The sequence below is a fragment of the Phycisphaerae bacterium genome, from assembly GCA_017999985.1.
In the GTDB taxonomy this organism is placed as follows: Bacteria; Planctomycetota; Phycisphaerae; order UBA1845; family Fen-1342; genus JAGNKU01.
In genome coordinates this window covers 464877-489252 of sequence record JAGNKU010000001.1, presented here as the reverse complement: position 1 = coordinate 489252, position 24376 = coordinate 464877, and the positions used below count along the sequence as shown (strand labels likewise).

The following is a 24376-nucleotide window of genomic DNA, read 5'->3' as shown; positions in this document are numbered from 1 at the left end:
ACCTTGGTAGGGTAACGCGGCGCGAGCCGGTTTTCGACGCGCAGGATCAGGGACCGCGAAGCTCCGCTTTGCGCCTCGCGACGGGGGACCGCGAAGCTCCGCCTTGCGCCTCGCGACGGGGGACCGCAAAGCTCCACCTTGCGCCTCGCGACGGGGGACCGCAAAGCTCCACCTTGCGCCTCGCGACGGGGGACCGCAAAGCTCCGCTTTGCGCCTACGGGTTCATGCGGTAGTAGAACGTCCGCTGCAGTCGCCGGGCGGTCTTGTCGTTTGCGGTGGTCGCCGGAGGCGCGGCGCGGGGAGCGGCCGGCGTGTCGAGCACGCCCGCCAGGTCTTCCAGCACGCGTGGGCACTGGCTGAAGTAGAAGTGGCCGAGAAAGTCGCGATCAAACGCCGTCACGTCGACCACGTCGATGCGTTGCAGCGCCTCCAGGTCCACGTTCGGCAGATCGCCCTGCCCGAGCCGAAAGTACCCGTTCAGCCGCACTGACAAACCCAGCGCCCAATCGTTCGTCGAGACGTAGATCGTCGCCCGCCGCGCCGCCGCCAGCACGAAGGGCACATAGTCGCGCTCGAAGATCTCGGCGTCCAGGTCGGCGGCGGCGAAGATGATCTGGTCGAAATCCGGCTCGGCATCGACGGCCGTCGGGTGCAGGTGCGGCAAGCGGCCTTGGCGCGCCATGTAGTCGCGCAGTCCGTTGGCCAGTACACGCGTGCCCATGCTGTGGGCCATGAGGTGGATGCGTTCCGCTCCGGACTCGCGGACCAGCAGCTCCAGGAAATCGACGAAGTACGGCACGGTCCATTCGGCGTTGGCCCCGTCCACGAGGTAGCTCAGCACGGAACCCTGCGTGGGCCACGTGTAGACGATCGGCACGCCGTCGAAGCGGACATCGTGTGCGACCTGGGCCGCCGTGCGGGCCGCACTCTCGAACGTCGCCGCGTAGCCGTGGATGAAGACGAAGATTTCCCGCCGCGGCGACTGGGCCACGCGGGCGCGCAGTTCATTCAGGAACTGCTGGGGCACCTGGCCGCGCCCGGGCCGATCGAGCGTCAGGGCGGACAGCAACACGACATTTCGGCGGGGGTCGTGTGCGGCGAGGACCACTTCGTCGACGCGGCCGGCGTTGTGCCGGGCGGGAATGCTCACTTCACTTCGCCCGTACGTCAGCCCGCGGGCGCGCTCGATACCGAACATCAGCGCCGGCTCTTTCGCTCCTGTAGGTCGGCGATCCGTCGCGAACAGCAGTTGCACGGCCGCATGGTCGCTCCGCATTTCGCCGAGCGCTGGCGTCACACGTGGCGGGCACGGTACCCGCGGGTATGTTGCGCAGCCCGTGAGCGCGGAGAGCGTCCACACTACGAGCAGACAGCGCGTGCGACTTCGCAAGTCCATGCGATGGCCCCGTTGCGCCCGCTCGGGCGTCAATCCGTTTTCCGGTACAGCGTCTCCGCGAAGTAGCTGCTGCGCACGAACGGGCCGCTGGCGACGGCGGTGAAGCCGAGTTCCTCGGCCCGCGCCGCCAGCTCCTCGAATTCCTCGGGATGGTAGTAGCGCGCCACCGGCGCGTGCCCATCGCCGGAGGACGGCTTCAGGTACTGCCCGATCGTGAGCAGGTCACAGTTCGCCGCCCGCAGGTCGCGCAGCACCTGGAACAACTCGTCCCGGCTTTCGCCAAGCCCGACCATCACGCCGCTCTTCGTCTTCATGTCCGGCCGCAGCTCCTTGGCGAGGCGCAGGGTCTCGAGCGAGCGCGGGTACTTCGCCTGCGGCCGCACGCGTTTGTGCAGGCTGGGGACCGTCTCCACGTTGTGGTTGAAAACCTCGGGGGCCGCGTCCGCGACGATCTGCACGCACTGGCGCCGGGCGTGAAAGTCCGGAACGAGCACCTCGACCGACACCTCCGGTAACCGAGCGCGCAGCGCGCGGATGCAGCGTGCGAAGTGGCCGGCACCCTCATCCTCCAGGTCGTCGCGCGCCACGGACGTGATGACGACGTGCCGCAGCCGCAGGTGCGCCGCTGCCTCGGCTAAACGGTCCGGCTCACCGTCGTCCACCGGGTCCGGCCGGGCGGTGTGCACGGCACAGAACCGGCACCGGCGGGTGCACTTGTCGCCCAGGATCATGAAGGTCGCCGTGTGTCGCGACCAGCATTCTGTCAGGTTGGGGCAGCGCGCCTCGACGCACACCGTGTTGAGCTTCAACCCGTTGACGAGCTTGCGGGTCTCGATCATCGCCTCGCCGGCGGGGAGCGGGCGTTTCAACCACGGCGGCAGGCGGCGCTGCCGCGGAGTGGCCTGCGTAATTGGAAGGGGAATCGTGTCTGCCATACGGTTGATTGTAACGCGTTACGCGCGCGCCGCCCGCTCGTCAGTCGGACTCGTCCGCGTCTGCCGGCCGACGGCGGGTGCGGGGCCGGTGTTCCATGAAGAACGAGATCCGCTCGTCCCAGGCCGCACCTAATTCGCTTCGCAACATGGTCTTGGCGACGGAGAGGGCTGTGCGGCGTGACAGGTGCGTAAGCACGATCCGCTCATTGTGCAAGCGGGGGATCACGCCCGGCAGATCGCTGATGTGCATGTGGTTCCCGGCCCGGGCGCGTTCCACGTGGTCGGGCTCGACGAACGTGCATTCCAGCAGCAGCACCTTCGCGCCGCTCACATAGTCGAGATCCAGAAAATCGCCGACCGCCGTATCGCCGCAATATGCCACGAGCGGAATCTCTACGCGTCGCGTAATCTCCACACCCTGTCGTTTCAGCTCAACGAGTTGCGGTCCGGTCAGGTTCTGGTACTCGGAGATGAGCTTGTGCCGCACCTCGATGGCGGCGAAACCGAGCGTCGGGACGATCGAACGATCGTGTCGGCGACACGGGTGATTCACTTCGAAGGGGCGCACCACGAGGTCTTTACGGAGTGGCACGTCGGTGCCGGGCTCGACCGCGTGGATGTTGGCCGGGGGCTCGTGGCCATCGATGTCGGCCCAGATTCGCAGCAGGCGCTGGACGGGCGTGACGAGCGCGCCGGGCACGTACAGGTGACCGGGCTGGTTGTCGACGAACATCCGCTGGGAGAAGTAGTAGGCGATCCCGGCGGCGTGATCCATGTGGCCGTGCGTCAGGAAGATGTGATCGACGCCGAGGGCCTCGCGCGGCGCGCGGCCGAGGTCGAACGCGAGGTTCAGCTCGGGCGCGATGACGCAGGTTTCCTCGCCCGCCAGGGATGAGCCGAGCAGGCGGAGGTCACCGTGAACGAACTCGGCGAAGCGGGCTGCCATGGGGAGGCGCTTTATACCGAATTCGGGTCGGAAAGTCTTGCGCGGCCCTCATTTTTGTTTGACACACCGCATATTGTGGTCTACACTGCACGCGTCAACAACCTGTGGATGCCGCACCCGGGTGCGGGATCTCGGGCTCATTGGCGGTCGTGTGGCTGGGTTTGGCGGTCGCCCACGGCCGTGCGCAGCGATCGGAACCAGGGCTCCATGCGGTGTCCGTTCTGCAAGGAAGACGACGACAAGGTCATTGACTCGCGCGCCACGGACAACAGTCAATGCATTCGTCGTCGGCGCAGGTGCCTGAAGTGTGGGCGGCGCTTCACAACGTACGAGCGGATCGAAGAGGGTATCAAGCTCTCGGTGATCAAGCGCGATGGCTCGCGCGTCCCGTACAACCGCGACAACATTCTGCAGGGCATCCTGCGGGCCGCGTACAAGCGGCCGATCTCCTCGGAGCGGATCGAGCAGGTCGTTGACGAAGTTGAGGAGTACCTGGTCGCCAAGTTCGAGAAGGAAGTCTCGAGCCAGACGATCGGGGAAAAGATCGCGGATGTGCTGCGGCGAGTGGACAAAGTGGCGTACGTGCGGTTCGCGAGTGTGTATCGACAGTTCGAGGACGTCGGTGATTTCATCGAGGAGGCCCAGGATCTGATCGAGCGCTCGGCGCACGACATCCCGGGCCAGCAGGACCTGTTCGAGGGCAAGCCCACTCCGTGAAGAGCACCCGGCAAATCGTGGTCACGAAGCAGGACGGCACGCTGGAACGGTTCAGCCTGACGAAGCTCACCAACTGCCTGGCCGCGGTGATGCGCGGGCGGGCCTACGATGCGCGCCTAGCCGCGCCCCTGGCCAAGGCAGTGGCGATGCACCTGCAAGAATGGCAGGAGCCGAACCCGCCGACCACGAACTACATTTACCGGTGCGTGCGCTCCGTGCTGCAGCAGACCGGGCTGCCCGACGTCGCCGACGACCTGGCGGCGCAGCGTCGGCTCCGGACGTCCCGGCGGCGGCGGATCCGCGTCGTGGACGAGCACCCGGCCGGCGCGCTGGGCGCTCCGTGGCGGAAGTCCGCGCTGGTGGCTTCGCTGCAGAAACGATACGGGCTGCGGCACTCGGTTTCGCGTTTCATGGCCGGGCAGATTGAAGCGCAGGTCTTCGCGCTGGGCTATCGGGTCGTCAGCCGGCCGTTCCTCGCGGAACTGGTGCGTAACGAGGTCTTAGCTTGGGGACTGGTCGATGGCCCCGTGCCGAGCGAGGTGGCACCCGCGTGCGAGCCACCGGTCGGGACCGGCCAGCCCGAGGAGGAGAACCGAACCTGAAACCCCATCGGTGGCGGACGCTGAGCTTGGGTCGCGCCACGGCTTGAACAGTCGTTCGTCCACCGATGTTGCCATGATGGCTTGGGGTTCGCGGCGTGCCACGGGATGGCGTGTCTCGCCTGTCCGGCGGTGCGGACCGTGCGAGCGGCGAAACCGTCGCGAATCCTGCTTATAAACCTCCGTTCCCCTGATGAAGGGCGAGTCGAGTCCCGCCAAACGCCCATGCTCGACTCGCCCGCTCCCTTTCTATGGCATCCCCGAAGGCGCGGTATAATGGGGGGCTGTCTCGGAGTCTGCGATGAAGCTGCCGGAACTGAACCAATCGCAACGCTACCGCGGCCTGTACCTCTTTGACTTCGGCGAATGGACCGCGGTCGGGTACACGGCCGAAGAGGTCGCGCTGCTGCTTGAACACGAGGTGTACCACCACGGCAAGGCGTACCGTATCGTCCGGGCAACGCCGGACGGACAGATGGAGCTGAAAGGCGTTTCGCCGGAACGGTTCCAGCTCGAAAGCGGCATGTTCTTCAACCGCGATGACTTGGCCGCGGCGCGGCAGGACTTCGCGACGCTGACCCACCTCGCGCGGGAGCAGGGTGCGCCGTGCCGGGCATTTGTCCACCTGGCCGACCGGGGCCCCCAGGTCGCGCGCTACCGCTACGTGACCGCGCTGATTTACCCGGCCGAGTACGACGACGACATGGCCCAGTGGCTGCTGGCGGCGGAGTACGCCGGCGGCGACTTGGCCGAGGGCGGGGTCAGCCACGTATCAAACTACCAAGCCGAGTCGAAGACGATTCTTGAGCGACAGCAGTTATGGAGCCAGCCCGCGATTCCATCCCGTTCCCCCGAGCAGGTGCTCAGCAGCGTCCGGCAGGCCGTGCAGCGCTGACGCGACTGCGTCGCCGGCGGGCGGCCCTGCTCAGCCGGCTGTGGCTGGTGGGGGCGTGGCTGGCGTCCCGGCGGCGTCCGCGGGTGTTGCCGGAGGACGTCGCGCGGCACATCTATCGCAGCCAAACGCGCGGCGGGGGCCTGCGCATGACCGAATGGCTCCGCGACTGCCTGCGCCCCGCTTGGCTGCGCTTGCGAAAAGGCGGTCAGGAGTCTTCTTGAGCGCAATCTGCGGATGTGGCCCCGAGCAGGCATGCGCTGAGGCTGCTGGCATCCAACTTCGCCGGTAGAGAAGAGGGCTCAAAGACCATTATCGGACCACATTATCCACCGTGACCCGCAGTGCGGCAGCTTGGCGCGGTCTGCGGCCGCCGATTCCGCGCATGCACCGGGGCTTCATGCCGGCTTCAAGTACGCCGGCCACTTCCCGTGCGCAGTCCCAGATTTGTGGAACCACACTGCTCGCCGTTGATTACAATGGAAGCGAGCCGCAGCGGCACATGCCTGCGGAAGGGTGAATCGGTCGGCGGGGCGGCTCGGCGACCTGATCGGATGGGCAAAGGAGCTTCTCAATGGCGAGCCATCGACGTCTCTTTGATTGTCTCCTGACCGTTGCGCTCATGCTGTGCGCCGGGGTGGGCGTGAACCAGGCGCTGGCCGACGAGTACTCGGACGACCCTGCGGGCGAGCCCCCGTCGCTGCCCAAGCCGACTGCAACGTTGTTGGATCCGGGACTGAACGACATGTGGCAGCCGGTGGCGGCGGTCGATACGGCCGCGCCGCGTGCCGCCGCCAGCCAACCCGACCAGGTCAGCTACGTGACGCCGGCCGACGTTTCCCTGGCGGAGCGGCTTCGCGCCTGGGACGACGACACGCGGCGTAACGCGCAGATTCAGGTGGAGCTGCCGTCCGCAACGCGCGACCTGTTGAGCGCGCCCGCGCGCGAGATCGAAGCGGCATGGGACGCTGGCGACTATGACTCGGCGATTGAGAAGCTCGCGTGGCTGGAATCCGACGGCGCGTCGGTCGCGCTGGGCGTAAACTGGATCACGCCGCAGCCGGCGGGTGCGTCGCCCCGCTTCACTGACGTGCGGATCGGCACGCGCACCGGCGGCTATACCCCTGTGCTCGACTACGACGCCGCCACCGGGAAGCTCTTCGCCGTCGTGCGATGGGACGCGAACAACGGCTGGGCACTGTACCAGTCGACCACCGACGGCAACTCATGGGCCGAGACGTATTTCTGGTCCGCCGGCGCGGGCCAGCAGGCGGTGAGCGTCGACATGGTCGTGGTCTCCGACTATGTGTACGTGGGCTACGTCGCCAGCAACTCCGCCGATGAAGCCCGCCTGCGCCGGTGCCTGGTGAGCACGGGTGCAGTGGACATCGCCTACGCCTACACCACCGTCTTCGACGCCACGCCGAGCACGATCACCGAGGCGAAGCTCGCGGCGAACACGGATTCCGCCGACAATCGCATTTACTATGCCGTGTGCCAGAGCGACAACAGCGTGCGCTTTGCGTGGGATGAATCGACCGACGGGACTTCGTTCACGGAAACGTCGCCGGCCGGGGTCGCGGCGGACAGTGGACTCGATCTGTGCTGGAATCCCGGTTTCGCCACCTACTACGTCTTCCTGTCCTACATCGGCACCGACAGCCGCGTGCACGTGCTGCGACGGTCCACGACCGGCTGGAGCGAGGCGACCTCCGCGCCGTTCGACGGCAGCCACGACCGGAGCGCCATCTCCGCCTATGACGACCACATCATTTGTGCCCATGAGCTTTACATGACCAACGGCCAAGGCATTCGCTACTTCATCACGCACGATGGCGGGGAGACGTGGGATTACTACAACTACATCGGCGAGCCCCTCGCGGGGGAAGGCCCATACCAGATGGCCGACGTGACGGCGCGCGGCGGCGCGGGGACGGCGATTGTTTTCACGCACGAGACCGGCGAGCCGGACGACGTGCTCATTCGCTACCGTCGGAACTACGCCCCTGGTCTGTGGCATGATGCCATTCGCGTGAACAACAACGATGTGTCGACCGGCACATGGACCGCGCTCAGTTGGACGCCCCGGGACACGGCGAATAACAGCGAACTGAGCTACGGGCTGATCTACTTCTATGGCACGACGCCGTACTACAACCGCTTCCAGCGCCGGATCGGCGATCTGAACTGCGACGAGGCCGTGAATTTCGGCGACATCAACCCGTTCGTGCTGGCCTTGTCCAACCCGGGGGCTTACGACGCGGTATACCCGGACTGCGACCCCCTGGCGGGCGACTGCAACGGTGACCTCACGCTGGGTTTCGGTGATATCAATCCGTTCGTCACGCTGCTGAGCAGCGGAGACTGACGGAGGCGACGACGCTGCAACGCCCGGCAGCGCCGGCTGCAACAGCACTGGCGGGCTCGCCGCGGCCACGGTACGCGTCGCTGGCGCGGGGGGTTCTGTGCTGCCGTGCTGCGGATCGGTGAAGACTGCGCGCGAATCGGGCGCCGTTTGGCGCCTTTCCGGTTTCCCCCGACAATGACACGCTGGTCCTGCTGAGAAGGAGCCCGTGATGACGCCGGAGGAACTGGTCGAGCTGGCGCGCGAGCACGAGGTCGAGTTCGTCGACCTGCGTTACATGGAGCTGCCGGCGGCGTGTGCGCATGTGACGATCCCGGTGGCGGAGTTCACCGCGCCGCGCGTCGCCGGGGGGTTCGCGTGCGGCGGCGACCGGCGGCTCGTGCCCGATGCCGAGAGCGCGTTTCTCGACCCCTTCTGCCAGCACCCGACGCTCGCGCTGCTCTGCGACAGCCGGGATGCGCGCACTGGGCGGGATGATCCGCGCGATCCGCGGGCGGTCGCCCGGCGTGCCGAGCGGTACCTCACGACGTCAAAGATTGCGGACGCGGCGCACTGCGCCGCGGACGTGCAGTTCTTCGTGTTCGACCAGGCGGTGTACGAGCAGGGCCTGCACACGGCCCGCTACAAGGTGGACTCGCGCGAGGGTGCCTGGCGTCGCGGCCGCGACGAGGCGGACAATCTCGGCACGCAACTGCGTATCGGCGAGGGCCACGGCGCCCTCATGCCCGCCGACAGCCTGCAGAACCTGCGCAGCGAGATGGTCGCGGCACTTGGCGCTTGCAGCGTGCCGGTGCGGGCCCACCGCCACGGCCCGGCGACCGGCGGACAGGCGACGATCAGCCTGCAGCCCGCGCCGCTGCTGCGGCTGGCCGACCGGCTTATGATCTGCAAGTACGTCGTCCGCAACGTCGCCGCCCGGCACGGCAAGGTCGCCACGTTCATGCCGCAGCCGCTGTTCGGCGAGCGCGGCAGCGGTTTGCCGATCGGGCTATCGCTGTTGAAAGACGGGCAGCCGCTGCTGGGCACGGCGGGGCAGTCGGACCAGGGGCGTTGGGCGCTCGGGGGCTGGCGGCGGCACGCCGCAAGTCTGCTGGCATTGACTTGTCCGACAACAAACAGCTATCGGCGACTCGCCGCGGAGCTTGGCGGTACGGGCGGTGACGCCGCTTTGTTTGCGCCGGCGGACGCTGACGCCGCCGGCTGGATCGGGTTCACGGCCGCCGATTTGAGCTGCAATCCGTACGTGGCGTGCAGCGCGCTGCTGCTGGCGGCGCTGGACGGGATCGTGCAGCGGACCGAGCCTGGCTCGCTGCCGGCGTGTTTGCCGCCGGTCACCCTCGATGCCGCGCTTGCCGCGCTGGAGTCCGACCACGCGTACTTGCAGGCGGGCGACGTGCTGACGGCGGATTGGCTGGGCACATGGATCGCGCAGAAGCGTCGCGATGAGATCGCGGCCCTGCGCGTCCGGCCGCACCCGTACGAGTTTTGCCTGTACTTCGACGTATAGGGCGACTCTCGGAACTGTGGGGGACAGGTTCCCGGGTTGTCGCGACTGACCAGAGGTCGGTGCCCCTTTGGCATGCGTGTCGGGCGCGCAGAGCGCGGCGCGTTGGGAGGGTGAAAATTGGCCGCTCGTGCCGTATAGTGTGGCGCCGGCCTCCGCTGGTCGTGGCGATGCCGGCTAAGGTTGAGAGGTGGCGGGCGGCGAAGGAGATTCGCGATGAGTTCGAACCTGGATGATCAACTCGGGCTGCGGCTGCAGGAGGAGCACAAGGCCCTGCTGCAGCTCAGTCAGGTGCTGAAGGAACATATCGCCGCCATGCCTAGCATGCACAGCGCCCAATGGCTGGACGGCTTGCGCGCCGCGTTCGATCGCCTCCAGGCGCACATCGAGCGCTGCATCGCGATGAAGGAAAAGGACGGCTACCTGGGCGTCATCCTCAAGGAGCGGCCGACCCTCGCGCGCCAGGTCGAGTCGATCCAGTCCGAGCACGGCCAGCTCCTGCGCATGGGCGAGGCCATCCGCAACGACCTTGCCGCCACCCGCCCGGAAGACCACGTCCTGGTCGGCGACGCCTGTGCCCGCGTGCAGCGCTTCATGGCCATTGTCGCCCAGCACGAGCAGCGCGAGAACATGATCGTCATGTTTGCCTTCAACCAGGATCTCGGCGGGCACTGATCCGCAGCCGGGGCCCCGGGCGCCCCTTCGTCGCTGCCCTCACAACCTGCCAGTTTGACATCCGCCTGACACGAGCGGGCCGTCGCCGACCATTACACGAACGCCGTGCGCCATCGCCCGGTGCCGGGAAGTGCCATGTAACACTCGTTCCCAAGGCAAGTTACAGTTCAATCTTGCCGGGGGGCAGCCCGTCGCGCCCGTGGCACGGTGTTTGCTGATCCCATCGGCTGCGGGGTGCGCGCACCGTTTGGCCGCGCACGGCAGCCCAACAGGCAATCCCGCTCCCGCACGTGAAGCGGCGCGACACGGTTAGTAGACTCAAGGAGAGCGTATGAGCAAGGTCTCAATCCGGCCCCTCGGGGAAAAAGTCCTGGTCAAGCGGTTGGACGCGGAAGAGAAAACGGCCGGCGGCATCGTCCTGCCGGACTCCGCCAAGGAAAAGCCCAAGCGCGGCACCGTGCTCAGCGTCGGCGACGGCCGCCTGCTGGACACCGGCAAACGCCAGGCCTTGCAAGTCAAGAAGGGCGACCAGGTGCTGTTCAGCAGCTACGCCGGCACCGAGGTCAAAGTCGACGGCGAAGAAATGATCATCATGGACGAGAGCGATATCCTCGCCGTCCTGGACTAGATGCCTCGGCCGCCGCTTCGCCGACTGCCAGTTTGACAGCGGCGTCGCGAGCGGGCTGTGGTGCAAGGCTTTAACGTGTTTTGGGACAATATTTTATGACATCGCTGGCCCGGTGAGCCCCGGCGCGATGGGGTTGGCTCCAGGTCCAATGATTGGGAGAGGTCGATGGCTGCGAAGAAGATTGCGTATGACATGGAAGCCCGCGAGGCGATTCGCCGGGGCGTGCGGCAGTTGGCGAAGGCGGTCAAGGTGACGCTCGGCCCGCGCGGCCGCAACGTTGTGCTGGAGAAGTCGTTCGGCGCGCCGACCGTCACGAAGGACGGCGTGAGCGTCGCGAAGGAAATCGAGCTCGAGGACGCCTACGAGAACATGGGCGCCCAGATGGTCAAGGAGGTCGCCAGCAAGACCTCCAAGGACGCCGGCGACGGCACCACCACCGCGACCATCTACGCCGAAGCGATCTATGACGAGGGGCTGAAGAACCTCGCCGCCGGCGCGAACGCGATGGAGCTGAAGCGCGGGATTGATCTAGCCGTGTCGGCGGTGATCGACGCGCTGAAGAAGCAGGCCGTGCCGGTGAAGGGCAAGGACCAGATCGCCCAGGTCGGCATGTGCGCCGCCAACCAGGACAAGGAGATCGGCGACCGCATCGCCGAGGCCATGGACAAGGTCGGCAAAGATGGCGTGATTACGGTCGAAGAGGGCAAGAGCATCGAGACGACCGTGGACCTGGTCGAAGGCATGCAGTTCGACAAGGGCTACATCTCGCCGCACTTCGTGAACAAGCCGGAGTCGATGGAAGTCGCGCTCGACAACCCGTACATCCTGGTCCACGAGAAGAAGATCTCGTCGGTGAAGGACCTGCTGCCGCTGCTGGAGCAGATCGCGAAGGCCGGCAAGCCGCTGCTCGTCATCGCCGAGGACGTCGAAGGCGAAGCGCTGGCGACGCTCGTGCTCAACAAGCTCCGCGGCATCCTGCAGTGCTGCGCGGTCAAGGCCCCCGGCTTCGGCGATCGCCGCAAGGCCATGCTGGAAGACATTGCCACGCTCACCGGCGGCACGGCCGTATTCGAAGATCTCGGCATCAGCCTCGAGAAGCTCGCGACTAATGAGCTTGGCCGCGCCAAGCGCGTCGTCGTGGACAAGGAAACCTGCACGATCATCGAGGGTGCCGGCGACCCTACCAAGGTGAAGGGCCGCATCGAGGCCATCAAGAACGAGATTAACGCGACCACCAGCGATTATGACCGCGAGAAGCTGGAAGAGCGGCTCGCGAAGCTGTCGGGCGGCGTGGCGCAGATCAACGTCGGCGCCGCGACCGAGGTCGAGATGAAGGAAAAGAAGGCCCGCGTCGAGGACGCGTTGCATGCCTGCCGGGCAGCGGTCGAAGAGGGTATTCTGCCCGGCGGCGGCGTGGCCGTGCTGCGCTGCGACGAGGCGCTCGACGCGGCCGCCAAGAAGGCCCGCGGCGATCAGAAGACCGGCGTGGACATCATCCGCCGGGCGCTGCGGGCGCCGATCAAGCAGATCGCGGAGAACGCCGGCTTGGATGGGTCGATCGTGTGCCAGAAGGTGACCGAGAACAAGGGCAACTTCGGCTACAACGCGTTGACCGAAGAGTACGGCGACCTGGTGAAGATGGGCGTGATCGTGCCGCTGAAGGTGGAGCGCATCGCCCTGGAGAACGCGGCCAGCGTCGCGGGCCTGCTGCTGACGACGGATGCGGCGATCAGCGAAATCAAGGAAGACAAAGAGGAAAAGATGCCCGGCCGCGGCGGGATGGGGATGTAAAGTAACTCCTCTCCTTGGCAGGGAGACGGTTGGCGCGGAGCCGTTGGCGCCGCGCCGACTACCTATCGCCCGACAGGACGAACAGACACGACGCCGGGGCCGGTTCACCAGGACGCGCCCCGGCGTATCTTACGATAGGGCGCGGTAGCGACCCGACATCTTCGGGCAGCAACCGCTGGCTGCCACGCCGGCGCGAACGCCGTGCTATCCGTGCTTCTCGCCGCAGCCGCCGCCGGCGAACGCCGCCGCGGCACGCTTCTGCATCTCTTCCGGTGAGAGGTCCTCGACGTGGCTGGCGATCGACCACGCATGGCCGTACGGATCGTGCAGTACGCCGTAGCGGTCGCCCCAGAACTGGTCGCGCAGCGGCATCACGACCTGCGCGCCCGCCGCCACCGCCTGACGGAAGACCCTGTCCACGTCCTCGACGTACATGTGCATCGTCACCGGCGTGCCGCCCAGCGTCTGCGGCGACTTCGCGCCCATCTCCGGGAACTCGTCGCACAGGAACACGTGCGAACTGCCGATCTTCAGGTCCGCGTGCATGATGCTGCGGCCGTCCGGCCCCGGCATGCGACTGAATTCCTCCGCGCCGAACGCCCGCTTGTAGAACGCGATTGCCTCCGCGGCGTCACGCACCACGAGGTGCGGCGTAAGCGTGTGGAAACCTTCCGGTATGCGTTGTGTCGCTGTAGTCATGGTCTGCCCTTTCTGTCCGAACACCCTGGCTGAACCTGTCGGACCGAGACCGCGCGGCAGGGCACGACGCACCCGTCGGGGGCGTCGCTGTGAAGAGCTCGACCAGACGCGGTGCATGGGCCCGACACACACGTCATCACGACTATATGCGTCAGACGGCGCGAGGCAAGTCGAAGTGGTGCATGTTTGGTGCGCGAAGATTCAGGAATGCAACGCCAGTGGTCGCGCGGTGCCCGCGTGCGCAGTTTCGGATTGAGGGGATTTCAAGCCTCGATCAGGCCTTCGCGAATCGCGTAGCGCGCCAGCTCGACGCGGTCGTGGATGTTCAGCTTGGTCATGAGGCTGGCGCAATGGCAGTTCACCGTGCGCTCGCTCAGGTGGAGCACATCGGCGATTTCGCGTTTGGACATGCCGCGCGCGACATATCGCAGCACCTGCAGTTCGCGCTCGGTCAGCGCGCCCGCGCGGGCCCGCACCGCCTGGCCCAGGCCCGGCCCGCTGGCATCGAGCACGATGCGCGCCCGGACCTCCGGCGAATAGTACGCGGACCCCGCCGCCACGTCGCGGATCGCCTGGATGAGCACTTCGGGCGGCTCGTTCTTCGTGACGTAGCCCGATGCGCCGACGGCCAGTGCCTGCGCGATGTAGCGATCCTGGAAGTACGCGCTGAGAAACACGACGCGTACCGCAGGGTTTTCGCTGCGAATAGTGCGGGCGGCGTCGAATGACACCACACCCGGCATATCCACGTCGAGCAGGACGATGTCAGGTTTTTGGCGGCGCGCCTCGGCGATGGCCTCGTCGGTCGTGGCGACGTCGGCGACCACGAACAGGTCCGGCTCGGTTTCCAGTGTGCGGCGCAGGGTCTTGCGGACGAGCGCGTGGTCGTCCGCGATCAGGATCGCAAGCTGCTTCGGCACGGCCCCGTCTCCTCAGTTCCTCAGCACCACTACTATACCGAGCACCACCGGCGCGCACAATTCAATAGCGGAGGCCGTCGAACAGCCGCACGGGCCATGCGACTACGGATGCAGCAGGCGCCCCTCCATTCCGCCGGCCACGGGCAGGACAACGCCGGAAATGTGTCCGGCCAGCCGTTCGCTGGCGAGGAAGACGATCGCGGCCGCCACGTCCTGCGGTGTCGCGATCTTGTTGAGTGCGATGGTGGCCTGGACGCGACGGAGCACGTCGCTGCCGGCGAGCTGATCGGCGGCGGACGCGGTCCGGGTCCAGCCGGGGCACACCGCGTTGACGCGCCCGCGCGGCGCAAGGCGGACAATCTCGTTCTTCAAACTCAGCATCAGCCCGTACGTGACGGCGGCCTTGGCGGCGGCGTAGTCGGCGTGGTCCGCTTCGCCGAAGATGGCTGCGGTCGAGCCGACGAGCACGAGCGCGGCGGACGCGCGCGGGGTGGCGGCGAGATGCCGCAGGAATGCGCGGCAGGTCAGGAACACGCTCGTCAGGTCGGCGGCGAGCGTCTCATCCCACTGCGCGTGGGTCATTTCGTGCAGCGGAATGGCGTCCTTCACCCAGGCCCCGGCGTTGGCGACCACGACGTCGATGCGCGGCGCGAACTGCAGCGCGTCCGCGAAGAGCCGCTCCACCTGGGTTTCGTCGCGCAGATCAGCGGACAGCACGACACTGGGCACGGACAGGCGCGAGCGCAGCGCGTGCAGCGGCTCCATGTGTCGGTGGCCGTGCAGCACGAGGCGCGCACCCTCCGCCGCGAACGCCTCCGCCGTCGGCAGCCCGATGCCGCCCGACGCCCCCGTGATCAGTACGCATTGGTCCTGCAGGCCGGTGTCCATGCCCCACACCTTGCCGCAAACCGCCCGCCGTGGCAACCCGCTTCCCAAAGCTGTGGGCGCGCCGCATACTGGCAGCGGGTGCGGGCCGCGTCGGCCGCCGTACCCGCCCAGATCCTTCGGGAGCGTACGACCCATGCGAACGACTGCACGGCTCATGCTCGGATTGGCGCTGCTGGCCGGTGGCTACGCCGCGTGCACAGCGCTGTGCCAGACGCCGGCGACGCTGCCGGCCGAATCGCCGGCGGAAAAGGACGCGCGGATGGCGTGGTGGCGCGCGGCGCGGTTCGGCCTGTTCATTCACTGGGGGTTGTATGCGATTCCTGCCGGTGAGTGGGAAGGACGCACGAATCACGGTGAGTGGATCCTCACGACGGCGCAGATTCCGGTCGCGCAGTACGAGCACTTCCGCGAGCAGTTCAACCCGACGCGCTTCGATGCCGCCGCGTGGGCCCAGATGGCCAAAGACGCGGGCATGCAGTACATCGTCATCACCAGTAAGCACCACGACGGGTTCTGCCTGTTCGACTCGGAGCACACCGATTACGACGTGATGTCCACGCCGTTCAAGCGCGATGTCCTGCGCGAGCTGGCGGAGGCCACGCGCCGTGCGGGCCTGCGCATGTGCTGGTACCACTCGATCATGGACTGGCACCACCCGGACTACCTGCCGCGGCGGACGTGGGAGCAGCGCTCGGCCGAGGGCGCGGATTTCGACCGCTACATCGCCTACCTGAAGAACCAGGTGCGTGAGCTGGTGACGAAGTACGGGCCAATTGGCGTGCTGTGGTTCGACGGCGAATGGGAGCAGACCTGGATGCATGCCCACGGCCTGGACTTGTACGCGTATGTGCGCGGCCTGGACCCCGCGATCATCATCAACAACCGTGTGGACAAGGGCCGCAACGACATGCAGGGGCTGACCAAGGGCGCCGAGTTCGCCGGCGACTTCGGCACGCCGGAGCAGGAAGTACCACCGGCCGGCCTGCCGGGCGTGGACTGGGAATCCTGCATCACGATGAACGACCACTGGGGCTACAACAAGCATGATCAGAACTGGAAGTCCAGCCGTGAGCTCATCCGGATGCTCGCCGACATCGCGTCCAAGGGCGGCAATTTCCTGCTGAATGTCGGCCCGACGGCCGAAGGCGAATTTCCGCCGGCGTGCGTCGAGCGCCTGCGCGACATCGGCCGCTGGATGAAGTTGAACGGCGAAGCGATTTACGGCACACAGGCCGGGCCGTTCGGCAAGCTGCCGTGGGGGCGTTGCACGCAGAAGGCGCTGCCCGATGGCCACACGCGGCTGTACTTGCACGTGTTCGACTGGCCTGCTGAGAGAACGCTCACTGTTCACGGACTCGCCAACAAAGCGCGAACGGCCTACCTGTTGTCGGACGAGAGCCGGCAGCCGCTCCAGGTTGACCGGGCTGAAGACGCACTCGTCATTCGCGTCCCGTCCGCGGCACCCGATTCGACCAACACGGTGGTGGTGCTGGACATGGCCGGCAGGCCGGACGTCGTGCTACCACCGACGTTCGCCGCGCCTTCCGAAGTCTTTGTCGATACGCTTGCAGTGACGATCGCCGCCGAGCGTCCGGATGTGGAGCTGCGCTACACCGTGGATGGCACGCCGCCCACCGCCGCGTCGTCACGCGTCGCGGGTCCGCTGCAGTTGACCCGGACAACTACCGTGCAGGCGCGCGTTTTCCGCGACGGTCAGCCGGTCAGTGACGCGGGCGCAGCGACGTTCACGCAGGTTACACCCCGCCCCGCGGTCGAATGTGGCGAAATGACCAACGGCCTGCGGTACGCGTATTTTGAAGGGGACTGGGAGCGCCTGCCCGATTTCGGGGCGCTCGAGCCAGTCGCCAGGGGCAACGTCGCCGATTTCGACCTCACGCCTCGCCGCATTAACGAGCGCTACGGGCTGCGCTATACCGGCTTCATCCGCGTGCCCAGCGCCGGCGTATACCGTTTCTTCGTTACGTCGGACGATGGCAGCCGGCTCTACATCGGCGATGAACTCGTCGTGGATCACGACGGCCTGCACTCCGCCGGGCAGCGCGCGGGCCAGCTCGCGCTCGCGGCCGGGCTGCATCCGATTTGCGTGGATTTCTTCCAGCGGACCGGCGACGTCGCGCTCGAGGTGGCGTACGCCGGCCCGGGCATCGATCGGCAGCGTGTGCCGGCGACGGCGCTGTTTCGGCCGGATCGCGGGGACGATCCGGCGAACTTGCCTGGCCGATGAGAGCCGCGCCGCAGCCTCGTTGGCGGTAGAGGGGAAAAAGTATCCCCCATGACAGGCACCATGACGATGCCTGCATGGGGGATTCTGAATCTGTGTCTGGCGCTTGCCTAGTGCCGATGTCCGCGATGGTGGTGATGGCCGCCCGAATACCCGAACGAGAAGCCGACGGAGCGCGGCGCGTAGTAGCTACGGTAGTACGGGCGCGGCCCGCAGTACGAGTAGCTGCGGTAGTACGGGCGCGGGCCGCAGTACGAGTAACTGCGATAGTACGCGCGCGGGGCGTAGTCCCGGTAAACCACCACATCCGGGGCATAGAAGTCGTCGTAGACCACGACCGGCGCGTAGGAGCGGTAAACGTACGCCGGCGGTGCGTAATACACCGGCCGGTAATACCCACCGCGGCCATAGCTGAAGCTGAAGCCGAAACCGCCCGCGAGCGCCGGCGTGCTGAGCGCGACGGCACATCCGAGGGCGACGATTGCGAACAGTCCGTTGCGAGCTTTCATTTCAGAATCCTCTCGTACCGTTGCCCGAGGTTCTGCTCAGGTCACTATACCACACACAATCAAGACCATCGTCCGACGCGAAGGTTAGCGAGGTTGTCGGCGGTTTGTTCCGTGCGCGGTAACGAGCCGCATGGCCGCCGCAGCCCCGAATCGCCTACTGTGCTGTAATGCATTGAACGTAAATATGTTACAGACAGCTCGCTTTCGTGAATCTCGCTTTGGGTTACTCGCGGCTGCCCGCTATTATAGGCGCCGCTTGGGAGAGCAGAATGCGCCCCGACTGGGACATTCGGGAAGCGGCATGGCCGGCAGACGTGCCGGCCGCCGCGTGGCGGTATGCCGACGGCGGAGAGCTGGCCTGGTTGGACAGCCCGGTCGACATCGCCTCCGCCCCACCGGGGGCCCGGTTCAGCCTCCTCTGCACGCGCCCTTGTGCCGTTATCAGCCAGTTCGACGGCGGGCCGGCGACGCTGGTCGCGGGTGGGGTTGCACGGGACCGTGGTACGAGCGGCTGGCGGTTGTGGCGCCGCGCGTGCGACCGGCTGCCCCACCTGCCCGAGCTGCCGTGGGAGGTCGGGCCAGGCTGGGTGGGGTACATCGGGTTCGAGCTGGGCCGGCAGTTGGAGCGTCTGCCGGCGTCGCACGCCGAGGACCTTGGACTGCCATTGCTGCGGCTGGGCCTCTACGACCGCGGAATCGTGCTGGATCACGCCGAGCAGAGGGCGTTCGCCGTGCGGGCGCAGGGTCTGACGGGGCTACCCTGGAGCGCGGACGGCGACGACGAGTGGTTGGCGCGCTGGGCGGTGGCTGCGACTACGCGTCACGAGTTTGCGTTCCAGCCCGCGGTGCTGGAGTACGCGCCGCCGCGGGCGGATTTTCAGCACGCCGTGTCGCGGGCCTTGGCGTACATCGCGGCCGGCGACATCTACCAGGTCAATCTGGCGCGCCGGCTGCGCGTGGGAGGCATCGCGGATGCGTTTGCGACGTATGTTGGCGTGCGGCGTGCGAACCCGGCGCCGTACGCGGCGCTACTGCGCTGGTCGGATGGTGCGATTGCCTCCGTGTCGCCGGAGCTGTTCCTGCGGGTGCGCGGTGATGTCGTGTTGACGCAGCCGATCAAGGGGACGCGTCCGCACACGGGGCACCCCGCCGTGGATGAGCGAAACCGCCGGGAGCTGCTCGAGTCGGCGAAGGAGGCCGCGGAGCTGGCGATGATTGTTGATCTGCACCGCAACGACCTGGGCCGCGTGTGTCGCTTCGGCAGCGTGCGGGTCGCCGCGGCACGACGTGTCGAGGTCCATCCGACCGTGTTCCACACGGTCGCGGACGTGACGGGCCGCCTGGCCCCGGGCCGCGACGGACTGGAACTGCTGGCCGCGTGTTTTCCAGCCGGGTCGATCAGCGGCGTGCCCAAGATCCGCGCCTTGGAGATCATCGACGAGCTGGAGCCGGTGGCGCGCGGGGCGTACACGGGCGCGCTCGGCGTGCTTGGCCTGGACGGGCAGATGACCTTCAACGTCGCGATTCGCACTTTGCAGATTCGCGGTCCGGCGGCGACACTCTACGTGGGCGGCGGGATCGTCGCGGACTCGCAGCCGGCCGCGGAATACGCGGAGACATGCGCCAAGGCGGCGGGCATCCTCCGCGGGCTGGGCATCGCGGGCGCGGCGGTGCGGGTCGCCGTTTGACTCGCGTCCAGGCTGTCAGGAGCAGAACGTGCGGCACTGGGTCAGCATCAACGGCACGCTCATGCCGGCCGAGGAGGCCCGGGTCAGCGTCTTTGATTCGGGCTTCATGCAGGGCATCGGGCTCTTCGAGACGATGCGCGCCTATAACGGCCGCATCTTCCGCCTGCAGCAGCACATCGACCGGCTGATCGCGTCGGCCCGCACGCTGGGCTGGACGGTCGTCCCGGACGCGGACGACCTGCACGAGAACGTCCGGCAGGTCCTCGCCCCGCACGCGGGCGCCGATGCGCGTGTGCGCCTGACCGTCACCACGGGCTCGCTGCACGCCACCGCCGCGGACACACCGCAGCTCACGATCGTCGCCACGCTCGCGCCGGCGGACAAGTACCCCGATGAATGCTACACGCGCGGCGTAACCGTCGTCGCGTCGGAATGCCGCCAGTGCCGCGGCGATGCGACGGTTGGCCACAAGACGACCAGTTACTTTGCCCGCCTGGCGTCGCTGCGGGCCGCGCATGCCCAGTCCGCCTTCGAGGCGCTCTGGTTCACGCCGGAGGGGTTTGTCGCGGAGGGCGCGATCAGCACGGTGTTCGTGGTGCGTGACGAGCAGTTGCTCACGCCGCCGCTGGACACGCCGGTGCTGCCCGGGATCACGCGGGCGGCGGTGTTCGAGCTGGCGGTCGAGCTGGACGTGCCGGTGCGCGAGGCGCCGCTCAAGCTGGATGACCTGCTCGCGTCGGAAGAGATGTTCCTCACGAACAGCATGGTCGAGCTGGTGCCGGTCGTGCGGATCGGGCGGCAGGCCATCGGCAACGAGAAGCCAGGCGACGTGACGCGCAAGCTGGCGATCGCGTACGGCGACCTGATCGACCGGGAGAGCGGCGATGAGTGACCGCACCGTGGCGGATGTGCTGGGCGCGCTCGCGGCGCTGGCCCCATTCGAATACGCGGCCGACTGGGACAACGTGGGGTTGCTGGCCGGGCGGCCGGAGTGGCCGGCGACGCGCGTTTTGCTTGCGATTGATCTCACGGACGCCGTGGCGCGCGAGGCGTTGCGCAGCCGGGTGAATCTGCTGGTCGTTTATCACCCGCCGATCTTCAAGGGCATTCGCGTGGTGACGCCGGCCGCTGACGCTTCGACGACCCGGCTGCCGGACCTGCTGGCGGCGCGGATCGCGATTATTGCGCTGCACACGGCGCTCGATGCCGCGCCCGGTGGGACCAACGATGTGCTGCTGGACGCGTTCGCGCCGGTCGAGCGCTACCCGCTGGAGCCGCAGGTGAGCACCGATCGGCAATACAAGCTCGTGGTCTTCGTTCCGCCGCGCGACGTGGACGCGTTGCGTCGCGCGCTGGCCGCGGCGGGCGCCGGCGTGATCGGCCACTACGCGGAATGCAGCTTTGAATTGGCCGGGCGGGGCACGTTTCGTGGCGACGAGACCACGCATCCGACCGTCGGGCGACGCCAGGTGCTGGAGCACGCCGACGAGGTCCGGCTGGAGATGATCGTGCCGCGCGTCCGACTGGGTCCGGTGGTGCGGGCGCTGTACGCGGCGCATTCCTACGAGGAGCCGGCGTTCGACGTGTATCCGCTGCATGAACCAACTGGGCGCGGCACGGTCGGGCTCGGGCGCATCGGCCGGCTGCGCAAACCCGAGCGCGGCACGGTGCTGCTGCGCAAGCTCGGCCGCTGCGTCGATCTGTCCGCCGCCACGGTTGTCGGCGACCTGCGCCGCCGCTTCCGTTCGGTGACGGCGGCGGCGGGGGCGTTTGGCACGCGGGCGTTTCGCGACCCGGATTCGCTGGTGGTGACCGGCGAGCTGAAGCATCATGACGCGCTGGAGCTGCTGCGGCGCGGCGTCACGGCGGTGCTGGTCGGGCACCATGCGAGCGAGCGACCGGTGCTGGCCACGGTCCGTGCCCACCTGCAGGGCAGCGTGCGCGGGCTGCGCGTCGCGCTGGCGCGGGCCGATCGGGCGCCGCTGGTGCCGGTGCGACGGTAGCACCAGACGTGTTGGGCAGTCTGGAGGTGTGTCATGCGTGGAAGCGCACTGACGATTCGTTCGTGGCCGGCGCTAATCCCGCTGGCGGCGGCGCTGCTGGGGGCCGTGGTCCCGCCGGCGCCGGCCCAGGACGGCGACGCGCTGGTGATCGTGAACGGGCGTCCGATCACGCGGCGGCAGGTGGTCGATGTGCTGATGGAGTCTCACGGCCTGCCGATCATGCAGCAGCTCATCGTGCTTGAGCTGGCCAAGGAAGAATCCAAGCGGTTGAAGCTGACCGTCAGCGCCGCCGACGTGGAGCGCGAGTTCCAGCAGGCGCTGGACAAGATCGCCCCGCGGGTCGACGCCGACGGCCACGTGCTGAGCGAAGCCGAGAAGCGGGAATCGCTGAACGGGCTGCTCCAGCAGAAGGGCCTGACGCTGGCCGAGTTTCGCATCGGCATGGAGCGCAACGCGCACCTGCGCAAGGTGGTTGAGCAGAACTTCCACGTCGACGAGGCCACGCTGCGCGAGGAATTCGCGCGGCTCTACGGCGAGCGCGTGGAGATCCGACATATCCAGATCGGCGACGTCAACGGCCTGCACGAAGCCCTGAACCAGCTCGAGAAGAACACGGACTTCGCCGAAGTCGCCCGGGCGGTCAGCCAGAACGCGGAGTCGGCCGTCAACGGCGGCCTGCTTGAGCCGTTCGCCTTCAACGCCGAGGACATCGCCCCGGTGTTGCGCGAGGCCGCGTTTTCGATGAAGCCGGGCGAGATCTCGAAGCCGATCCGCGTCGGGCGCTGGTGGCACATCATCAGGCTCGAACGCCGGCTGCCGGCTTCCGACGTGCGGTTCGAGGACGTCCGGACGGAGGTGGAGCAGGCCCTCCGCGGCCACGCGATTCCGCAGGAGATGAACCGTCTGATCACCGCGCTGTTTCAGAAGGCCGACGTGAAAGTGCTCGACGCCGAGCTGAAGCGGAAATACGAGCGGATGCTGAAGGAAAACCCGCCGGCGGATCCGACGGCGGCGCCCTGAGCGCGCGCGGTCAGGGCGCGCTGGCGTCCGCGTCGTCGGGCAGTTGCGTGCCGTCATCCTCGATGCGCAGCGTTTCCGTCGCCAGGCGGAACTCCAGCAGCGCTCCCCACCGGTCGGTCTTCGCCAGGTTCAGTTGATTGCGGGCGCTGACCCACGCGTTCTCCGCGTCGATCTTGTCGCGGTTGTCGATCGTCCCGTCCTCGTACTGGATCTGGGCGAACTCGCGCTGGCGCTCGGCGACCTCGACGCTCTTGCGCTGAATCTCGAGTGAACGCTCCTGCAAGATCAGCCCGTGCACCGCGGCGCGCACCTGCGCCCGGATGCGGTCCGTCTGCTCCTGGTACGTGCGCTGCGCCTGCTGCACATCGATCAGGCTGCGGCGCAGGTCCGCGCGCTCCTGCGTTCGCTCCAGCGGCAGCCCGAGCACGATCTCGCTCCGCCAGTTGGCGCGGTCGAAGCGGAACCCGCCCAGCCGGTAGTGCGCCGGGTCCGTTTCGAGCGCCAGCGACGAGTCCCAGTTCAGGTCCGGCAGCAGCGCGTTGCGGCTGATGGCCACGCCGCGCCGCGCGTCGTCGATCCGGTCCGCCAGCGTGAGCAGATCCAGCCGCCGCCGCAGCGCCACGGCGGTCGCGCCCTGTTCGTCATTCACGGCGCCGGGCCGGGTCAGCAGCGGGTAGCGGCCGTCCGCGATCTGCCGCTCGATGGTCTCGATGTCCTCAAGGTCCTCCCGCTCGAGCGACTCGTCGACCGGCATGCCGATCAGCAGCTTGAAGTTGTCGGCGCTGGCGCGGAAATTCTCGCGGGCCGCCTCCAGCGCATTCTCCTGGTTCAGCATGGCGCCTTCGGCGCGCTGCGTGTCGAGCGGCGTGCCGCGGCCGATGCTCTCCATGTCGGCGGCCCGCTCGAAGTCCATGACGAAGTTCTGGTAGCTTTCCTCGCTGTCGGCCACGCGCTGCTTCACCGCGAGCAGGTTGAAGTACGCCTGCGCGACGGTGACCAGTTGCTGCCGGCGGAAGCGCTCAAACACGCGCACCGAGTACGTCAGTTCGCGCTCGAGCTGGATCAGCGTTTCCTGGGCGATGTGCCCGGCGCCACGGAGGAACGGCACCTTCAACCCCAGCTCCGCGCTGCTGCCCTCCGACGCCGTGATGGTCTTCTTCACGTCGCGAATGAGCGTGCTGACCGCGCCGGCCGTGAACTCGCCGCCGTACGGCAGTCGCTGCGTCACGGCGACATCGGCGGCGAAGCGCATCGCCTGGTCGAAGTCCGTCGCCTCCCCGTAGTTGCCGTACACGGTGCGCAGGTTGGCGGCGAAGATCGGCGTCCAGAGGTGCCGTTCGACGGTCAGCGCGAGCGCCGCGAGGTACAGGTCTTCCTTCGCCGACTGGTACTCGCGCTGGTGCCGCTGCGCGTACGCCAGGGCGGCCGTCAACGTGAAGACCCCCGGCGGGCGCGTCGTGGGCACGGGGGGCGGCGCCGCTGTGCTCTCGACGGCGGCGGTCGTCGGCTGCGACGCGGCGGTGAACGACGCCGGGACGTCTTCGGTCGTCGGGCTGGGGTTGCGGTTGTACGCGGAGCGCGCCGGCCGGGGCAGCCGGTCGGGCATGCCGACGTCCGCCGTCACGGCCCGGCCCAGCGCGGCGCGTTGCCGGGCTTCGATCAGGCGGGCCACGTCCTGGTCGGTCTGGCGGACCATCTGCACGCAGGCGCCGCACGGCAGCGCCAGCGCCGCCAACAGGCACAGCCCGCAGGCCCGCCAGTATCGCCGCCGGTCGCCGGCCGGTGCGCTGTGGGACCACCAACCTGCAGACATCCTCGCACCCTCGCCGTGTGGGGCCGGTCTTGGAGGCCGCCCGGTCCGCCGCCGGAGCCGCGCACCCGCCGCGCCGCCGTTCCCGCGGGCACACTATACGCCGGGCGCCGCGCGGAGGGCAAACCGGCGACGGCGTGGCGGACGCG

General features: G+C 67.7%; 21 protein-coding genes. 13 read left to right on the top strand and 8 right to left on the bottom strand.

Annotated features, from left to right (window positions below; genetic code table 11):
• Positions 1 to 214: 214 nt before the first annotated feature.
• From KA383_01915 to KA383_01905, 3 genes are read right to left on the bottom strand one after another with little or no spacing between them, the layout of a single operon-like run.
• Positions 215 to 1396 carry an alpha/beta hydrolase gene (locus tag KA383_01915; GenBank protein ID MBP7744858.1) on the bottom strand — a complete coding sequence of 394 codons (1182 nt, stop codon included), beginning with the start codon at positions 1394 to 1396 and terminating at the stop codon, positions 215 to 217.
• Positions 1397 to 1425: 29 nt separating this feature from the next.
• Positions 1426 to 2331, bottom strand: a complete 906-nt coding sequence (lipA, locus tag KA383_01910; protein MBP7744857.1) for a lipoyl synthase — start codon at positions 2329 to 2331, stop codon at positions 1426 to 1428.
• A gap of 40 nt (positions 2332 to 2371) precedes the next feature.
• Positions 2372 to 3277: an MBL fold metallo-hydrolase gene (locus KA383_01905; protein MBP7744856.1), complete on the bottom strand. Its 906-nt coding sequence runs from the start codon at positions 3275 to 3277 to the stop codon at positions 2372 to 2374.
• Positions 3278 to 3484: 207 nt separating this feature from the next.
• Here KA383_01905 and nrdR point away from each other — a divergent pair, with 207 nt between their 5' ends.
• The 8 genes from nrdR to groL all read left to right on the top strand — a co-directional run bounded on the left by nrdR (position 3485) and on the right by groL (position 12448).
• Complete coding sequence (gene nrdR / locus KA383_01900; GenBank protein MBP7744855.1) at positions 3485 to 3994, top strand: transcriptional repressor NrdR; 510 nt, start codon at positions 3485 to 3487, stop codon at positions 3992 to 3994.
• Complete coding sequence (locus tag KA383_01895; GenBank protein MBP7744854.1) at positions 3991 to 4596, top strand: hypothetical protein; 606 nt, start codon at positions 3991 to 3993, stop codon at positions 4594 to 4596. Before nrdR ends, KA383_01895 begins: the two co-directional genes overlap by 4 nt.
• 298 nt (positions 4597 to 4894) lie before the next feature.
• Positions 4895 to 5488 carry a hypothetical protein gene (locus KA383_01890; protein MBP7744853.1) on the top strand — a complete coding sequence of 198 codons (594 nt, stop codon included), beginning with the start codon at positions 4895 to 4897 and terminating at the stop codon, positions 5486 to 5488.
• Between the two features lie 571 nt (positions 5489 to 6059).
• Positions 6060 to 7853 (top strand): hypothetical protein, encoded by a 1794-nt coding sequence (locus KA383_01885; GenBank protein MBP7744852.1) that lies wholly within the window; start codon positions 6060 to 6062, stop codon positions 7851 to 7853.
• Positions 7854 to 8061: 208 nt separating this feature from the next.
• A complete protein-coding gene (locus tag KA383_01880) occupies positions 8062 to 9357 on the top strand; it encodes a hypothetical protein (GenBank protein ID MBP7744851.1) in 1296 nt (431 codons plus the stop codon).
• Between the two features lie 213 nt (positions 9358 to 9570).
• A complete protein-coding gene (locus tag KA383_01875; protein MBP7744850.1) occupies positions 9571 to 10029 on the top strand; it encodes a hemerythrin domain-containing protein in 459 nt (152 codons plus the stop codon).
• A 331-nt stretch (positions 10030 to 10360) separates the two neighbouring features.
• Positions 10361 to 10657 carry a co-chaperone GroES gene (groES, locus tag KA383_01870; GenBank protein MBP7744849.1) on the top strand — a complete coding sequence of 99 codons (297 nt, stop codon included), beginning with the start codon at positions 10361 to 10363 and terminating at the stop codon, positions 10655 to 10657.
• Positions 10658 to 10822: 165 nt separating this feature from the next.
• Entirely contained in the window at positions 10823 to 12448 is a 1626-nt protein-coding gene (gene groL / locus KA383_01865) for a chaperonin GroEL (GenBank protein MBP7744848.1), read from the top strand.
• A 204-nt stretch (positions 12449 to 12652) separates the two neighbouring features.
• Here groL and KA383_01860 read toward each other — a convergent pair whose 3' ends face one another.
• The 3 genes from KA383_01860 to KA383_01850 form a co-directional block, all read right to left on the bottom strand.
• Entirely contained in the window at positions 12653 to 13147 is a 495-nt protein-coding gene (locus KA383_01860; GenBank protein MBP7744847.1) for a VOC family protein, read from the bottom strand.
• Positions 13148 to 13410: 263 nt separating this feature from the next.
• On the bottom strand, positions 13411 to 14067 hold the full coding sequence (locus tag KA383_01855) for a response regulator transcription factor (protein ID MBP7744846.1): 657 nt from the start codon (positions 14065 to 14067) through the stop codon (positions 13411 to 13413).
• Positions 14068 to 14169: 102 nt separating this feature from the next.
• The gene (locus KA383_01850; protein ID MBP7744845.1) at positions 14170 to 14955 is read right to left on the bottom strand and encodes an SDR family oxidoreductase; all 786 of its coding nucleotides are present in this window, start codon (positions 14953 to 14955) and stop codon (positions 14170 to 14172) included.
• A 133-nt stretch (positions 14956 to 15088) separates the two neighbouring features.
• On the opposite strand from KA383_01850, the gene KA383_01845 reads away from it, so the two are divergent.
• Positions 15089 to 17200, top strand: a complete 2112-nt coding sequence (locus tag KA383_01845) for an alpha-L-fucosidase (protein ID MBP7744844.1) — start codon at positions 15089 to 15091, stop codon at positions 17198 to 17200.
• Between the two features lie 107 nt (positions 17201 to 17307).
• Here the strand turns inward: KA383_01845 and KA383_01840 are convergent, their stop codons facing one another.
• Positions 17308 to 17706: a hypothetical protein gene (locus KA383_01840; GenBank protein MBP7744843.1), complete on the bottom strand. Its 399-nt coding sequence runs from the start codon at positions 17704 to 17706 to the stop codon at positions 17308 to 17310.
• A gap of 269 nt (positions 17707 to 17975) precedes the next feature.
• On the opposite strand from KA383_01840, the gene KA383_01835 reads away from it, so the two are divergent.
• Genes KA383_01835 through KA383_01820 form a run of 4 tightly spaced genes read left to right on the top strand, consistent with a single transcriptional unit; the run spans position 17976 to position 22417 of the window.
• Entirely contained in the window at positions 17976 to 19394 is a 1419-nt protein-coding gene (locus KA383_01835; GenBank protein MBP7744842.1) for an anthranilate synthase component I family protein, read from the top strand.
• A gap of 28 nt (positions 19395 to 19422) precedes the next feature.
• Positions 19423 to 20286, top strand: a complete 864-nt coding sequence (locus KA383_01830) for an aminotransferase class IV family protein (GenBank protein ID MBP7744841.1) — start codon at positions 19423 to 19425, stop codon at positions 20284 to 20286.
• Positions 20279 to 21397, top strand: coding sequence for a Nif3-like dinuclear metal center hexameric protein (locus KA383_01825; protein ID MBP7744840.1), 1119 nt, complete (start codon positions 20279 to 20281; stop codon positions 21395 to 21397). The genes KA383_01830 and KA383_01825 overlap by 8 nt, the downstream gene beginning before the upstream one ends.
• A gap of 33 nt (positions 21398 to 21430) precedes the next feature.
• Entirely contained in the window at positions 21431 to 22417 is a 987-nt protein-coding gene (locus KA383_01820; GenBank protein MBP7744839.1) for a peptidylprolyl isomerase, read from the top strand.
• Positions 22418 to 22427: 10 nt separating this feature from the next.
• Here KA383_01820 and KA383_01815 read toward each other — a convergent pair whose 3' ends face one another.
• Complete coding sequence (locus KA383_01815) at positions 22428 to 24230, bottom strand: TolC family protein (GenBank protein ID MBP7744838.1); 1803 nt, start codon at positions 24228 to 24230, stop codon at positions 22428 to 22430.
• Between the last annotated feature and the right edge of the window lie 146 nt (positions 24231 to 24376).